The sequence below is a fragment of the Corallococcus terminator genome, from assembly GCF_049194865.1.
Classification (GTDB): domain Bacteria; phylum Myxococcota; class Myxococcia; order Myxococcales; family Myxococcaceae; genus Myxococcus; species Myxococcus terminator_A.
The window spans coordinates 1-14,913 of record NZ_JBLZWL010000100.1 but is presented as its reverse complement, the minus strand read 5'-3'; the positions used below and the strand labels follow the sequence as shown (position 1 = coordinate 14,913).

The following is a 14,913-nucleotide window of genomic DNA, read 5'->3' as shown; positions in this document are numbered from 1 at the left end:
GGGGATGCCGCGCGGACGGTGCATCTTCTCAAAGGTCGCTACTCGCGCGGCGCCGGGCCGGCTAGAAGGCCTCTCCACACAGACACGAAGGGACACGGCATGGACCTCATCGGACAGCTTTCGCAGCAGCTCGGAGTCGATGGCACCCAGGCGCAGGGGCTCGCGGGCGGCCTGCTGAAGCTGGTGCAGGGGACGGTGAAGGAGAAGCTCGGTCCGGACACCGCGAACCAGCTGGGCCAGGCCATCCCGGAGATGGACACGTGGCAGCAGGCCGCGCCTCCCGCTGAAGCCGAAGGCGGCGGGCTGATGGGCGCGCTCGGTGGGCTCATGGGAGGGCAGGGCGGCGGCGCGGGAGGGCTGATGGGCGCGCTGGGGGGCGCCGCGGCGCAAGGGGCTGAAGTGGCCGCCGTCGTCTCGCTGCTCGGTCGCTTCAACCTCGACGCCAGCAAGGCCACCCTCGTCGCGCCGCTGCTGCTCGACTTCCTCAAGTCGCGACTGGACCCCGCGCTCGTCGGCAAGGTCCTCTCCGTCCTCCCCCTGCTCACCGGTGGCGCCAGTGGCGGCGGCTCCGGTGGCGGGCTGGGTGGAATGCTGGGCGGCTTGCTCGGCGGTCGCTGAGCATTGGCGCCGGTGGCGAGGTGCGCTGGCACCTCGCCCCGGTGGTGTCTCAGTAGGGCTTTTCGCCCTTCACCACGCCGAAGGGGGACGGCTCCGCGAAGACGCCGTTCACCGTCGTGCCTCCATTGTGGATGGCGGGGAAGATGGGCTGCATGCTCTGGGGGAAGCCGAAGGTCGGCTTCGTGAGCGTGTCGAGGCGGCCGAGCTGCTCGGCGGTCAACTTCACCTCGAGGGCCCCCACGTTGTCCTCCAACTGCGACAGCCGGCGCGCGCCGATGATGGTCGAGCTCACTCCCGGCTGTGCCCGCACCCAGGCCAGCGCCACGCGCGCCACGGAGGTCTCATTCTCGCGCGCGATGACTTCGAGCGCGTCGACGAGGGTGTAGGTCTTCTCGTTCAGGTACGACTCGATGAAGGCGCCTCGGTCACCCTTCTGCTTGCCGGCGTTCGCGCGGGTGTACTTGCCGCTGAGCGCGCCGCTCTTGAGCGGCGACCACGGGGTGATGCCGAGCCCCAGCTCCAGGGCCATGGGCACCAGCTCCTGTTCGACGCTGCGCTCGAGCAGGGAGTACTCAATCTGCAAGCCGACGAAGGAGGACCAGCCCCGGAAGTGCGCCATCACGTTGGCCTGGGCAATCTTCCACGCGGGCGTGTCCGAGACGCCGAGGTAGCGGACCTTTCCGGCCCGAACCAGCTCCTCGAGCGCGGCCATCGTCTCCTCGATGGGCGTGTGGATGTCCCAGTTGTGCAGCCAGTAGAGGTCGATGTAGTCGGTCTGCAAGCGGCGGAGCGAGTTGTCGCACGCCGAGATGATGGCCTTGCGGCCCGAGCCGCCGCCGTTCGGGTCCCCCGGATAGAGGTTCCCGCTGAACTTCGTCGCAATCACGAGCCTGTCTCGCCGCGCCGGGTGGCGTCCGACATGGTCGCCGATGATCTTCTCGGAGTGGCTCTTCGTGTAGAAGTTCGCGGTGTCGATGAAGTTGCCGCCGAGCTCGATGTACCGGTCGATGATGTGCTGGGATTCCTCGACGCTGGACCCCCAGCCGAGGTCTTCACCGAAAGTCATGGCACCGAGGCACAGCGGGCTCACGCGCAGGCCTGAGCGGCCGAGCGTCACGTAGTGGTTGAGCGGCATGGAGGGCTCCTGGGGCGTGCTACATTGTGAGGACGGCGAATTAGTTCAAGATGGAATTGGTTTAATGCTGTACCAATTTCCGCGCAAGGAGCCATGTCGAAAATCGACCCGGCGAGAATCTGGTCGCTCAACCACCGGCTGTTGATGGCGGTGATTTCCAGTGTCGCCTCCGACATCACCGCGCTGGGGCTCGAGACGAAGGAGTTGTTCGTGCTCGCGGAGGTGGACGCGCACCCCTACCCAGCCGAGCTGGCGGCGTCCCTCTGCATTCCCAAGCCGTCGGTGACGCTGTACGTGAAGCGGCTCGAGGCCGCGGGCTTCCTGCGCCGTGAAATTGACACCGCGGACCTGCGGCGGCACCGGCTGCAGCTCACCCCGGCTGGCCGCAAGGTGATGCAGCAGGGGACCGCGCTGCTCTCCGAGGCGTTCGGCGAGAGGCTCGGGCGCCTGAGCGCCGCACAGCAGGCGGAGCTGCGAGTCCTCCTCGAGAAGATGAGTTGACCTTGCAGGGGAGCGGGCGGTGGGGCAAGTCCCGAACCTGGTGGAGTGGCTCGGGAGGGGAAGGCTCCTTGGCGACATCAAGCCGCGTGATGAAGCGCTTCACCTCGCCGAGTGGACGAAGGCTTCCGACCTATCTCCGCACGGGGTTCGTGGGAGTGGGGGGCTCGCGTCCGTAGAGCGCGACGCTCAGCTCCTCCAGCTTGCGCATCACCGAGGGAGCCTGCTCCTTCCCGTAGAGCTGCTCGATTTTCGGCCGGAGCCCCGCGAGCTCCTCGGGACGCGGCGGGACGGGGAAGTTCAGCGCGTCGTTGGCGGACTTCTCCAGACGGGCCCGGTCGGCGACCTTCTTCGCCGTGGTGTCGTTGTAGAGGTCTCCCAGGAAGGAGCCCCACTTGTTGAACTCCTCGATGGCTCCGACGCCCGCCGACGTGGTCCTCATCCGGCCCACCGTGCCGGGATTGAGCACCGGACTCTCGAAGGGAAGCTTCCGCGTCTCCTTCATGGTCCGCGAGTAGGGCAGATTGGGATTCTTCTTCACGCCCTTCTCGCTGAGGTGGTGGTTCATCGTGACGGTCGCCGTGCCCTCCGTCCTCAGCGCGCTGTCCAGCGCGAAGCGGGTCGACGCCGACGGCACCAGCTCCCCCGTCTTCTCGTTGAGCGTGTAGCTCGGCTTGGTGAACTCCAGCTTCTGCGGGTCCTCTCCCAAGTCCTTCTTGGGAATGGGGGACGGGCCGTTCTGCTGCTCGAACTTGCGCAGCGCCTGCTCCTGGGGCGTCGTCGCCCGCATGCTCGGCGTGTCGGATGGAGCCCACCGGGGAACCGTCTTCACCAGGCTCGGACTCTCGAACCGCGCGCGCTCCTCCGGTCCCATCTCGTAGAAGCGGCCCACCATCTCGCGGTGCAGCGCGCCCCGCGTGTCGCCGAGCCCCTTGAGCATGATGGAGGCCTGCTTGTTCACCCAGGCGGCCTCGGTGCGGTCAGGCCGGCCCTGCGAGGCTCCGGTGGTGGTGGTGTCGCGCTTGTCCGCCAGTCGCGCCACGTCGTCGATGCGCGCGCTCATCCGCGCGTTGTCGCCCGCCTCGTCGCGCGGCCCGATGAACTGTTGCTGCCGGTCGAAGTCGAGCCGCAGCTCGGCCAGCTTCACCGCGGCGTTGGACTTCTGCGACTCGCTGCCCGCCAGGGTCTTGATGGCGCCGTAGACCTTGTCCGCCTCGGGCTTGCCCGTCTCCGCCAGCGCCCACAGGTTCTGCGCGGCCTGTGCCTTGTCGTCACCTGCGCCCACCGTCAACCGATTGAGCTCGAGCAGGACGTTGCCGCGAAGCTTCGGGTCTTCGATGCCCTGGGTCAGCTCTTCGTTGTGCCGCAGCTGCCGCAGGTCCGCGAACATCGCCCCATGCTTGCCGGGGGTGAACTCCAGCTTGTAGGTCCCCACGCTGCCGGCGGGCGTGCTGGTAGCGCCTGGCGCGTTCTCCTTGATGTTGGACTTGAAGTCGCCCTGGCTGAGGGCGTCGCCCGTCTTGTTGGAATAGATGCGGGTCTCCCCGCGCTGGTGCAGCTTCGCCGCCCACGTCTCGGCGAACACCTTCTGGCCCTCGGGGCTCAGCCCGGCCTGCTTCGCCAGCATGGGCAGCGCGCGCCGGACCACGTCCCACTCGGTGTCACTCGGGAAGACGGGGACGTCGACGTAGCGAGCGCTCTCGGTCTGCTTCGGGGCGATGGGGAACGTCACCGCCTGGGGGCCTCCCGTGAGGTCCAGCTTGCGGGAGGTCGACTGCCGAGGCGTGAAGCTGTCGGGGCTCGGCTCGACGGAGCCTCGCGTGGCGGGGCGAGTTGCGTCCCGTGTGACGGGCTTCGACGCAGGAGTCGTCTGCGTCTCCGAAGTGGCCTGGGTTCGCGTTGAAGATGCAGGTCGGATGCGTGCGCCGGAAACCTGGAACGTCATGTGCCCCCTCGGGTGTTGCTGCCAGTACACGTGAAGCCGCGCTGCCGGCGGACTGTGTACGGACGAGTAAGGAGGATGGATCTTTCGCGAAAATCCGTGCAAGTCAGGGTCGTGGATGACCCGAGTTGTGCGTGACGCGGAACCAGTCCGAGGGAGTCACCCTCGATTGAACCTCCCACCCGGCTGGGTCAGGATGCAAATCGGCGTTTCCTGGTTTTCATGGAGAAGCAGATATGCGTTCGAAGCTCGCACTCGCCGCCGTGGCGCTCGCCTGCGCCGCCTTCACCGCGACCGCCGCACAGACCTCGTTCAGCGCGAACGAGACCGGACTCTCGTTCTACGCGGGGAACTTCGCCACGCTGGTCGCGAACGTGCCCAACCCGGATGGGAGCTGCACGGCGTTCCCCGCTGACGCGGACTCGCTCGTGGGTTGGAGCAACGTCCAGCAGGTCATCGCGTACCGGAGCGCGGACTGCACCGGTCAGGCGGTCGGCCTGGGCACGCTGCGCACCTTCAGGCCGGGCGAGTTCGCCAGCTACACCGCCCACTGACCCGAGTCGCCGTCTTCCGCTGGAGACTCCCCATGTCGCGATTCAAGCCTCCGTTCGCAGCCGTGCTCACCGTCCTGTCCTCACTGGTGGGTGTCCCGTCCGCTCTCGCTGTGACTCCCGAGGTTCGTGACTTCCTCATCCAGGACGTCTGCGTGGATGGGGCGGATCAACCCATCGCGGGCGATCCCTACACCTGTCCCTCGCACCGCGACCTGCGACCGGGGGAGGCGGTGCCGTACCTGCGCACAGACAAGAGCCTGGTGAACGGGGCGGTATACCAATCCGTGTTCTCGTTCCCCGTGCGCTCGCCCAATGCCGGGGATCCGAATCCCCGCGTGGTCGTCGCGAAGGAGTTTGGAGGCGACGACGTGGGAACGGCCTTCCGGGACTTCGATCGCTGCACGAGCGGCAACTGCACGCCGGTGTTCCGTGACGGCTACGACGTCGCGGAGATGAATGGCACCTACGTCTCGTTCGTGGGGACCAGCGATCCGGGAATCAACAATCAGACCTTCTGGCGGTCGGGCTGTCCCCTTGGCACGCAGGACCCCTCATGGAACGAGGACGGGTGGATTCTTTTTCCCACGAACCTCACGCGAGGCGTCCAGGGCAACGTCACGCACAGGCTCAACATCACCACGAACGATCGCTGTCCAGGGTCGTTCAACTCGGCGCACGCGGCCTGGGACTACCTCGTGCAGGACCTCGTCTACTCGTCGGGCAAGTCCATGCCGACCATCACGTCGCACCACTTCGCGGGCACCGGCAGCAACAACGCGACGTCGTTCGAGGTCTTCTACTTCACGAAGCAGTATGGCTTCACGCGTTGGGAGGCGTGGAAGCGTTCGGACCAGTGCGGCGGCACGGGCTGCGCGCCGTTGGTGAACCTCAATTGCAATGGTGCGACGAGCACGGTGTTCAGCGGCCAGACCTTCTATCGCCTGGACTGCCGGGACAGTACCTACGTCATCCCGCAGCCCTTCCCCCTGGAGCCCGTGCTCTTTCTGCCCACGCCGCAGCTCAGCCGCACGCAGAACCTGGTGAAGGGCGGAACCTTCGCCAACTCGGTGTTGGAGCTGGGGTGGAATCGCTTCAGCCCCCAGACGGTGACGAACTGGGCCTTCCGGTCCGGCCATCACACGGCGAACAACGTGTCGCTGGCGTTCTCGTGCGCCGGGACCTGTTCCTCCAACAGCGTCTACCACGACGCGAACGTGACCTCTCTGAACGGAGCTGGCGTCCAGACGGTGCGCTATGGCGCGGCGCTCAAGGCGGACTCGGCGGCAGGTCTGACCATGGTGGTCCACCTGTTTGCACAGAACGGCACGCACCTGACGTCCCGCGCGCGCTACCTCGAGGTGGGGACGTCCTTCGCGCCTTTTCGGGACGCCTTCGCGTGGGACTTCAACGCGCAGCCTCTGTCCGTCATCCGGTTGGAGTTCTACCCGGTGATGGGCAATCAGGATTATCACCTGGATGAGGTGTTCCTGATGGGGCTGTAGCTTGCGCGGGGAGACGCGGAGGTGCCCTGGAGTCCAGGGCACCTCCGGTCCTCGCTATCAGTGGAAGAACTCGACCGGGCTCGCGGAGTTCTGCGGCTGCCGCGTCGCGCGGGTCACGAAGTCCGCGCTGTTGTTTTCGGTATCCTGCCCGTTGCCGCGCGTGGCGTGCGTGCCGCCCACGGCCATGGTGGTGTTGGTGGAGGTGACGACGGCCTTTCGCTCCAAGCTTCCACCGGAGGCCGGGTGTGAGGGCGCGGCGGTGCCCTCGGGCGCGTTCCCGGTGCCGTAGCCGATGCGGTCCACGTCGACGTAGACCGTCCCCGACAGGCGCTGGAGGCGGATGTGGCCGCCACCGGTCGTGGACGACGCCGCGTCGATGTTGTGGGTCGCGTCAGCGGCGACCGCCCCCGAGTAGGCCGTGCCAACGAGCAGGAAGTAGCCGTGGGACGGAATGCTCCTGCCGGCGGGGATGGTGTACGTCGTGCTGTAGTTCGGCCCTGCGGCGGACCTGTAGCTGAGCTGCCAGCCGGACAGGTCCACCGCCGCGCTCGTCGGGTTGTAGAGCTCCACGAACTCATCGCGCGCGTTCGCGGTCATGCCGCCGCTGAACTCGCTGATGACGACGTGGTCAGTCTGCGGCCCCGCGAGCACCGTCACGGAGCCGTAGGTGCCAGCGGGGGGCACCGCCACCCCGTTCTGGTCGCAGTACGTCCACGGCGCGCCCGCGTCCGTGAAACGGTAGCGGAAGCCGTAGCGGTACGTGCCCGCGGTGGGGATGCTCAGCGCGGCCTTCAGCTCGTCGTTGTTGGAGCTGGCCGGGTTGTAGCTCGCGTTGAAGTCCGCCGACTTCCACGTCCAGCCCGCGGGGTCGGCCGAATCCGTGCCATAGCCCAGCTGCGCCTCGATGCGCGGATAGGCGTCGTTGCCCGTCTGGTTCCGCGTCGTGACATCGAAGCTGTAGAACTGGCTGAAGATGTCATACGGGTCGAAGGCGAGGATGCTCGACGGGTAGTTGCCATCCCCGGTCGGGAACGTCTTCGGGTACTGGATGGCGCAGTAGTTCAGCGGCTTCTCGACGTTCATTCCGCACTCGTCGTTGGGCTCGTGGGGCGTGCCCCGGTCGCCACCCGCGAGGACGCCGGACGAATCACACCAGTACCAGGGCTTGGACGTGCCCGCCGTGCCCACGATGCTGGACGCAAGGCTCATCGCGCGGCCGACCGTCTGCGGGAAGGCGTTGGTGTACTGGAGGCTGGCCACCGTGATGCTCCCCTGCATGAAGGTGATGGACCCGGTGTTGTCCAGGTGCAGGTTCGTGCCGTACGCGTCGTTCGCGTACACGCCGCCGTTCGTCCCGAAGTTCGCGTTCTGCGCGAGCACCACCCGCGCGCCCGGGTCGACCACCAGCGCGTGTCCATGGTTCACCGTGAAGGACGTGGTCGCGCCCACGCCGTCCACGAAGCTCACCGACAATCCATTCAGGTCCAGCAGCTTCGCGCTGGTGTTGGTCAGCTCGATGTACTCCGTGGTGCCAGCGGACGGCGAGTGCATCACCTCCGAGATGGCCAGCTCCCCCGCGCCTGGATGCGGCGCAGTGGCGCACGCGCCAGCGTGGCAGACGGCGTCCGCGCCGGGACAGGCCTCCAGCTCCGCCTCCCCGACCTCGCAGGTCGGATCGCCTGAGACCACCACGCACACCGACGAGTACACCTCCAGGGACGTGCCGTCCTCCGCGCAGGTCGGGGCCGGCGGCGTGCACACGTAGTCGTCGCACGGGTTCGTGGTGCTGGTGCTCGCGGTGGCCAGGGCACTGCCGTTGCCCGCGCCGTCGAACGTCTTCAGGGCGAAGAAGTACGTCGTGCCCACCTCCAGGCCGGAGACGGTGAAGGACTCCGCCGTGCCCGGTGCCTGGGGCGCGCTCACGCCCGTCACCACCGTGGCGGCCTCGAAGGTGGCCTCGGTGATGTCCTCCGTGGAGTACCGGAGCTCGTACCGCGTCGCGGTGCCCAGGTCTCCGTCGTCGCCAGGGGCCGCCCAGTTCAGGCGGATGCTGGAGTCAGACAGCGCGGTGGCCGCGAAGCCGTTCGCGACGGCCGGCGCCACCGTGTCGGAGATGACCAGGTCGGCGGAGGTGGCGGTCGGCAGGCTGCCCCCGTTGGCCTCGAACCGATACGTGCCTTCATCCACCACGACGAGGCCGGTGAAGCTCGCCACGCCGTCCACCGGGGTGCGCGTGGGCGAGCCCTGAGAGAAGCTTCCGCTCGCGAGCGACAGCGTCACGTCGGTCGTGGCGTCGGTCACGGTGTTGCCATACACATCCCTCAGCGCCACCTGCACCTCCACCAGGGCCTGCCGCACCGTGCCCGTCGTGGGCGCGGAGGCGAACGCCAGGGAGTCGAGGGCGGCCGGGGTGATGGAATACGTGTGCGTGCCCCTCAGGGTCGCGGTCACCACGTCCTCTGCGACGACCTCCTGGTCACCTGCGGTGCGCGGCTCCACGCTGAACACGTGCCGACCCGCATCCGCCAGGGTGAACGTGTAGGCGCCGGGGAGCACCGCCTGCCCATCCGTGGACGAGAACGTCACCGTGGAGGCGTAGCCCGTCGCGACGTTGCCGTAGGTGTCGCGCGCCACCAGCTCGTAGCTCAGCGACTGGCCCGCGGCGAACGGCCCCGTGCCCGCGATGACCTCGAAGGACGCGGCGGCGATGGAGCGAACTTCCGCGTCCACCGTGGCGGTGAGGGCCGCCGTGACGGTGTCCGTGGCGGTGAGGGACTGCGTCCCCGCCGTCTTGAACACCAGCCCGGTGATGAACTTCTGGCCATGGTCATCCGCGGTGAACGTCGTGTCCGGAGGAAGCACCGCCTGGGCGTCCGTGGACGTGAAGTGCACCGTCCCGACGTAGTCCCGCGCGAGGTTGCCGAAGGCATCCGTCAGCGACACGCCCGCTTCGAGCGCCTGGCCCGCGTCCACCGGCGAAGAGAATTGCCACAGCACCAGCGTCGACACCGGCCCCGAGCGCACGGTGAAGGACTGGCTCTGCTGGCTGAATGCGCCCGCCGTGGCGGTGAACGTGAACGCGTCCGCCGTGTCGATGCGCAGCCCCTGGAAGGTGGCCACGCCGTTGACGGCCGACGCCGTCACCGCCGGGAAGAAGGCCTGGTCCGTCAAGGCCAGCGTCACCGCGGAGGTGGCCGTGGTGACGACGTCGCCTCGTGCATCCAGGAGCGCCACGCGCACGTCCGCGAGCGCCGTGCCCGCCGTGCCGTCCGCCGGCTGCGTCACGAACGCCAGCTGCGTCACCTGCGGATGGGCCGTGGACACCGTCAGGCTGTCCGACCGAGCGGTGTTGCCCTGCTTGTCCGTCACCTTCAGCGCCACATGGTATGTGGCGCCCGCCGCGAGCCCCGTCAGCGTCGCGCTCTGCACGGTACCGGGAGGCACCGGACTCTCGGTGGCCACCAGCGTGCCGGCCTCGAAGGCAGCGTCCGAGTCGATGGGCGTCGTGGCGTAGCGCAGCTCCTGCGCCGTCAGAGGCCCTTGGGTGCCGTCATCGCCCACGCCCGTCCACTGCACGGTGAGGCCCGTCTCCGTCGACGCCGTCTGCGTCAGCACCGGCTTCGCGGGCGCCACGTCATCCACCACGGTGAGGTCCGCGCTGCTCGCGCCCGACAGTCCGTCCGCGGAGGCGGTCAGGCGAGTGACTCCATGGCCCGCAACGCTCAGCGTGTTGAACGTCGCGACGCCGTCCACCGGCGCCACCGCCGTCGTGCCAGACAGCGTGAAGGCTGCTTGAGGCAGCGACAGGCTCACCGTCGGCGCGCTCACCCGGGCCGTGTTGCCGAAGGCGTCCTTCAAGGTGACTTGCACGTCACCGAGGGCCGCGCGCGTCGACACGCGCGTGGGCTGCTGGGTGAAGGCGAGGAGGGCGGGGGGCCCGGCGCTCACATTCACATGCAAGGTGAACGAGATGGCGCTCGTACCGTCGTCCATCATCAACCGCTGGCTCCCAGCGGTCTTGAAGGTGATGCCCTCGAAGGTGAACCGTCCCGCGTCCGAGGTGGTGTACGCATGCGCGGCGGGCAGGCTCGCGGCCGCGTCCGTGGACGTCAGCGCCACCGTGCCCGTGTAGCTCGTCACCGTGTTGAAGTACGCGTCCTGCACCGTCACCTGGAGGTCCTGCGCCACGCCCGCCACCGCTGACTCCGGCAGCGTGCTCAGCCCCACGGCCGCCGGAGCGCCGGGGTTCACCTTGAAGGAGGAGCTCGTGGCCGGCTCGAACCCCGGGGCGTTCGCGACGAGCTGGTAGTTGTCGCCCGCCTTCTTCAGCACCACCTCCGGAAAGAGGGCCACGCCGTCCACCGCCGTCACCGTCAGCTGACCCTCCGGGAAGACGACACCGACGGAGGCCAAGGACAGGGTGATCTCCGCGGTGCCGTTGGAGACGGGGGCTCCGTTGGAATCCTGGAGGACGACCTCCAGGCCGGCGAGCGGGACACCGGCCACGCCATCCGGCAGGGCCTGTCGGAACGCGAGCCGTGAGGCCGTGGGGACGACCGCGACGAACTCCACGGTGGCGGTGGCGGTGAGCGGAACCGACTGACCGTTCACGTCCCGCACCGAGGCCCTCACCGTCTTCACGCCTGGAGCCGTCGATATCACCTGCGCCCGTGCCTCACCGGTGCTTCCCGTCTGCCCCGGAGCCACCGCGATGGACGCTCCCTCGCCCTCCACCGTCACCGTCACCGCGCGCCCGGCCATCCGCGCGCCGTCCTTGTTCACCACCGTCACCGTGACGGCGGCCTGCTCCGTGCCGTTGGCGAGCACTCCCGTGGGCTTGTCAACCGCCACCGAGGAGGCCGCCGCGTCCACTGGGGCTTCCACCACGGGGGGAGGCCGCGGTGAACTCCCGGAATCGCTACAGCCCAGTGACAGACCTAGACACAGCACGCTCAATCCCAGACAGCGGGTGAGCACTTCGAAACGTGGGGACATGAAGGACTCCGTCCTGCGGGCCGCCCCCGCGTGGCAGCGACTGCCCGGGCGGGGTTCCTCTGCTTTCTAGCAGACATTCACCGCGCCAACGACCGTGGGACCGGAACATTGCGGCTCAACTGGAGTCCTGCGATTCCTCGTTTGTGACGCGCAGACTGGGGGGAGGGCACATCGGGACGAAGTGGGTGGTGCCGGACTCGCCCGGGTCGAGGAGATTTATCGAGGCCTGGAATGACAACCACGCGGGCGGAGAATCCCTCACCAGCCTCCGTAGGGGACCGTAATCGCTTCCATGAAATGGCCCGAGGGGTCCTGGAAATAGACGCCTCGGCCGCCATCATGGGTGTTGATCTCTCCGGAGCGATGGCCACGCGGGTCGGTCCAGTGCTGGAGCCCTCGCTCACGGAGCTTGGCGATCAACGAATCGAACACATCGTCTGGATGGATCCTCCAGGCGATGTTGCATCTTGCGATAGGCTGGGGCGATGGCCGTGCCTTTCTACTATTACGCCCGCGACCTGCTGGACGCGGACCTGCATGTTCAAGTCGAGGTCGACCGTGTCGTGCTGCCGTCCGTCATGCCAGGTGAGGCGGTGGTGGAAGGGAGGGTCGCACGGGTGTTCCGAGGCGACCCTGCCGTGCTCTCCTCGAGCGTCACCTTCGAGGTGAATTGCGTCGGGGAGGGGGGCTACTCGGGGCCGCCGAGCGGGTTCCTCCCGACGGCGGCCGACGTCCTGGCAACGGCAAGGGTCATGGAGGTGTATCTCAACCGGTGGAAGGGCGGCTATGGGGTGGTCGCCTACCAGGCCTTCGTGGTCGACGCCTTGACGGATACGCCGCGATATCCCGTCACCGAGGCGGACGCGCTCGATCCGTCGGATGCTCCCATGAGCTGGCGGGAGAGGCTGTCCTTGTTGGGCATGTGGTTGCTGATGGTCCTGTTCTTCGGCTCGGGGCTTGCCGGATTCGGCTACGCCATCAAGGCCTTGCTCCAGTAATTCGATCGCTTGCGGGAGGGGATCGAGCCCGGGACGACCGTCGAAACGACGCCCTGACACAGGCTCGTCGCGGTGAACGGAATGGCGCCGTTGGGTCGCAGCGCGACAAACGCGTCTCCTCGCGTATCATCCATCGATGAGCGATAATCCGGTCTCGGACCGATACCATGCTTGCATCGCGCCCCTCGCGGCTTCCTCGGTGGCGAAAGCTGGTAGGTGCGTGCTCTCGTATGGCCACAATGGCGCCGATCTCGCCCGCGTACGACAGACTCTGACACTGCCCGCGGCACTCGAGCGCTTCTACGGGCAGGCTGATTCCATGCAGATCCGATGGCGCTTGCAACAAGGCGCCGCAATCGAGTACCTCGACCGCGAGATCGACATCGTTGGGGGAGAGGCGAACGTCCTCCCTGTTTCCACATGCGTCGACGGCATCGACGGCCGACGTGGAGCGGAACTACTCGACCCGTACGGCTCCTTTCCGGAGGCGCGTGAGTTGCTCGACCGCCTCGCGCCCTTCGATTACTGCGAGGGCGAGTTCGCGGTCTGCCTCGAAATGGAATCGGGCCGGGTCCTCGACCGGCTGCATTGCGTGCCCCTCGACGGAGTCGGAGAGATCAGGCCGCTGCCCGTGGGCGTCGAGGACTATTTGCAGCGCGGCTTTGCCATGCGTTTCATACACCACTGGGTCGAGGCAGCATTCTTCGACAGTCCTGACTGGACGGCGTTCTCGAAGCACTATCTCGCGCAGGTCTTCGGTTCGGAGTAGGCGACCGATTACTCGCTCTTCGCCGGAAGTCGGGACGTGAAATCTCGCGAGATTTCCGTGTGCTGCTGCCGAAGGTTCGACGCGCTGACCCATCGACACCGAGCATCCGGCTGCTCTCTTTCGGACGTGCAAACGAACCGGGAGAGAGCGCGCACCACTGCAACGAGCGACGACAGCGTGGGGTTGCTCCGGCCGCCCTCAAGGTCCTGCCAGTGCTTGGCCGACAGCTTCGCGAAGTCGGCCGCTTGCTCTTGTGTCAGGCCGCCCGCTTTTCCCAGCTCGCGGATCCGCTCGCCCAAAACCTCGAGGTCGCCGCGCGTTACCAGCTCGCCGCGTGACCTAACCTGTTCGGCGCTCTAGGCCGAGGCTGGACTTGAGATGATCTCCAGTTCACCGAGAAGATTGCGCGCAGCGAGCGCGCCGTGGTTTTTTCGGACCAGCATCCAAGGAGGCTCCGTGCTGCAAATGCGTCCAGGCTGTGAGTGCTGTGATCGCGACCTGCCACCCGACTCGACGGAGGCCCGCATCTGCACCTTCGAGTGCACGTTCTGCGTGAGCTGCGCGACGGAGCGATTGAAGGGCATCTGCCCCAACTGCGGCGGCGAGCTCACGACGCGCCCGCGTCGGCCCGCCAGCAAGCTCGCGGCATACCCTCCGTCCACGCAGCGCGTGTTCAAGCCGCAAGGGTGTGCTCCGCATCCCGTGGACTGAATCGACGAGATGGCGGCCCATGGTTTCCTCGTGCTCCGTCGAGCACTTTCCCCCGGAGGAGGATTCCCTGGACGCTGCCCCAGGTGCGCCGGCGGCTTCAGCATCTACTGCCGCGCCGCCTCGGCCATTGTCCGATGTGCCTCCGAAGACTCGGCGCGCGCGCTCCTCGGTTCTGGTTCGATTGAGCTGCGGCACGGGACGGCCTCGGGCGGCTCCTGACCTTCCAGGAGCCGCCCGTTTGACTGCTTCATCCCGTCACGCGGCGCGAGGGCCGCGCGTGCATCACGGCGCGGGAGCCGAGGAGAGGGCGTTGACCGCGCCCGGCGTCACGGTGGTGGTGAACTTGAAGTCCACCCCGTTGTCGTCGGCGTCCGTACTCTGTGCATCGCGACACACCGAGCCCTCTACCGCGTTGCTGTCCGCCACCGCCGCCGTGCTCGTGGTGCCCTCCTGCATGTCGAACTTCTTGGCGGACCCCGCGATGGTGGCCTGGGTGATGGTGCCTTCGTAGGAGAGCGAGTCGATGAGCACGTCCTGGACCCCGTCGTAGAGCGCCACGGCGTCCGCCGCGGGGCTCGTCGCGCTGCCGCCGTTCTGGATGAAGTCCGTGGTCCCTCGTTGGAGCGTCTTCACCCCGGGACGACCCGCCAACGGACCGACGACCGCTGCCGGGCCCACCACCAGGAACTCACCCGCGCCCAGCGTGCCGACCTCCGCGAGGTCGAGCTTCTGGTAGCTCGCCGGAGGATTGACCCCGCCATTGACGAACACCAGGAACGTGTTCGCCAGGGACACGGGGCCACCTGTCGGGTTGTAGATTTCGACGAACTCCTTCGTGTCCGTGTTGAGCTGGTCGTAGTCCACCTCGTTGATGACCAGGTGGCCGATGGCCGGGCGACTCGTCACGGTCAGCTCCGCCGATAGCTCGTCGCCTCCGTACGTCGCCGTCAGCCGGATGCCGCCGGCCGTCTGGCCCGCCGTGAACACCACCTGGCCGCTCGTCTGGCCCGCGGCAATGGCCACCGTCGCGGAGGACAGCGAGCCCAGGTTCGAGGCAGGCGTCAGCGCCACGTCCACCGAGGCTCCTCCCGCCGGAGCGGGTCGATCCAACGTCACCGTGAACGACTGCGTCGTGTTGAAGAACACCGTCGACGTCGAAGGCGTCAGCGCGCGGAGCATCGCGGGCGGCGG

General features: G+C 67.6%; 12 protein-coding genes. 7 read left to right on the top strand and 5 right to left on the bottom strand.

Annotated features, from left to right (window positions below; all coding sequences use genetic code 11):
• Nucleotides 1–99: 99 nt before the first annotated feature.
• Nucleotides 100–618 (top strand): DUF2780 domain-containing protein, encoded by a 519-nt coding sequence (locus ACN469_RS30630; protein WP_498773583.1) that lies wholly within the window; start codon nucleotides 100–102, stop codon nucleotides 616–618.
• A 49-nt stretch (nucleotides 619–667) separates the two neighbouring features.
• On the opposite strand, the gene ACN469_RS30625 is transcribed toward ACN469_RS30630, so the two are convergent.
• Nucleotides 668–1,753, bottom strand: coding sequence for an aldo/keto reductase (locus tag ACN469_RS30625; protein WP_498773581.1), 1,086 nt, complete (start codon nucleotides 1,751–1,753; stop codon nucleotides 668–670).
• Between the two features lie 93 nt (nucleotides 1,754–1,846).
• Here ACN469_RS30625 and ACN469_RS30620 point away from each other — a divergent pair, with 93 nt between their 5' ends.
• Entirely contained in the window at nucleotides 1,847–2,254 is a 408-nt protein-coding gene (locus ACN469_RS30620; RefSeq protein WP_498773580.1) for a MarR family winged helix-turn-helix transcriptional regulator, read from the top strand.
• 130 nt (nucleotides 2,255–2,384) lie between these two features.
• On the opposite strand, the gene ACN469_RS30615 is transcribed toward ACN469_RS30620, so the two are convergent.
• Nucleotides 2,385–4,196: a dermokine domain-containing protein gene (locus ACN469_RS30615; RefSeq protein ID WP_498773578.1), complete on the bottom strand. Its 1,812-nt coding sequence runs from the start codon at nucleotides 4,194–4,196 to the stop codon at nucleotides 2,385–2,387.
• Nucleotides 4,197–4,429: 233 nt separating this feature from the next.
• On the opposite strand from ACN469_RS30615, the gene ACN469_RS30610 reads away from it, so the two are divergent.
• Both ACN469_RS30610 and ACN469_RS30605 read left to right on the top strand, forming a co-directional pair.
• Nucleotides 4,430–4,747 carry a hypothetical protein gene (locus ACN469_RS30610; protein ID WP_498773576.1) on the top strand — a complete coding sequence of 106 codons (318 nt, stop codon included), beginning with the start codon at nucleotides 4,430–4,432 and terminating at the stop codon, nucleotides 4,745–4,747.
• Between the two features lie 32 nt (nucleotides 4,748–4,779).
• Nucleotides 4,780–6,249: a hypothetical protein gene (locus tag ACN469_RS30605; RefSeq protein ID WP_498773574.1), complete on the top strand. Its 1,470-nt coding sequence runs from the start codon at nucleotides 4,780–4,782 to the stop codon at nucleotides 6,247–6,249.
• A 57-nt stretch (nucleotides 6,250–6,306) separates the two neighbouring features.
• On the opposite strand, the gene ACN469_RS30600 is transcribed toward ACN469_RS30605, so the two are convergent.
• Complete coding sequence (locus ACN469_RS30600) at nucleotides 6,307–11,136, bottom strand: lamin tail domain-containing protein (protein WP_498773572.1); 4,830 nt, start codon at nucleotides 11,134–11,136, stop codon at nucleotides 6,307–6,309.
• Between the two features lie 593 nt (nucleotides 11,137–11,729).
• Here ACN469_RS30600 and ACN469_RS30595 point away from each other — a divergent pair.
• On the top strand, nucleotides 11,730–12,242 hold the full coding sequence (locus ACN469_RS30595; protein ID WP_498773570.1) for a hypothetical protein: 513 nt from the start codon (nucleotides 11,730–11,732) through the stop codon (nucleotides 12,240–12,242).
• A 220-nt stretch (nucleotides 12,243–12,462) separates the two neighbouring features.
• Nucleotides 12,463–13,011, top strand: coding sequence for a hypothetical protein (locus ACN469_RS30590; protein ID WP_498773568.1), 549 nt, complete (start codon nucleotides 12,463–12,465; stop codon nucleotides 13,009–13,011).
• Nucleotides 13,012–13,019: 8 nt separating this feature from the next.
• On the opposite strand, the gene ACN469_RS30585 is transcribed toward ACN469_RS30590, so the two are convergent.
• A complete protein-coding gene (locus ACN469_RS30585; protein ID WP_498773566.1) occupies nucleotides 13,020–13,310 on the bottom strand; it encodes a helix-turn-helix domain-containing protein in 291 nt (96 codons plus the stop codon).
• 166 nt (nucleotides 13,311–13,476) lie between these two features.
• Here ACN469_RS30585 and ACN469_RS30580 point away from each other — a divergent pair, with 166 nt between their 5' ends.
• Complete coding sequence (locus ACN469_RS30580) at nucleotides 13,477–13,722, top strand: DUF1272 domain-containing protein (protein WP_498773615.1); 246 nt, start codon at nucleotides 13,477–13,479, stop codon at nucleotides 13,720–13,722.
• A 282-nt stretch (nucleotides 13,723–14,004) separates the two neighbouring features.
• On the opposite strand, the gene ACN469_RS30575 is transcribed toward ACN469_RS30580, so the two are convergent.
• Nucleotides 14,005–14,913: lamin tail domain-containing protein (locus ACN469_RS30575; RefSeq protein ID WP_498773564.1), on the bottom strand; the 909-nt coding region annotated here is incomplete at its 5' end.

Excerpts from the sequence above, each read along its gene's own strand:
- ACN469_RS30630 (WP_498773583.1), top strand. The coding sequence starts at position 100 with ATGGACCTCATCGGACAGCTTTCGCAGCAGCTCGGAGTCGATGGCACC.
- ACN469_RS30625 (WP_498773581.1), bottom strand. The coding sequence starts at position 1,753 with ATGCCGCTCAACCACTACGTGACGCTCGGCCGCTCAGGCCTGCGCGTG.
- ACN469_RS30620 (WP_498773580.1), top strand. The coding sequence starts at position 1,847 with ATGTCGAAAATCGACCCGGCGAGAATCTGGTCGCTCAACCACCGGCTG.
- ACN469_RS30615 (WP_498773578.1), bottom strand. The coding sequence starts at position 4,196 with ATGACGTTCCAGGTTTCCGGCGCACGCATCCGACCTGCATCTTCAACG.
- ACN469_RS30610 (WP_498773576.1), top strand. The coding sequence starts at position 4,430 with ATGCGTTCGAAGCTCGCACTCGCCGCCGTGGCGCTCGCCTGCGCCGCC.
- ACN469_RS30605 (WP_498773574.1), top strand. The coding sequence starts at position 4,780 with ATGTCGCGATTCAAGCCTCCGTTCGCAGCCGTGCTCACCGTCCTGTCC.
- ACN469_RS30595 (WP_498773570.1), top strand. The coding sequence starts at position 11,730 with ATGGCCGTGCCTTTCTACTATTACGCCCGCGACCTGCTGGACGCGGAC.
- ACN469_RS30580 (WP_498773615.1), top strand. The coding sequence starts at position 13,477 with ATGCGTCCAGGCTGTGAGTGCTGTGATCGCGACCTGCCACCCGACTCG.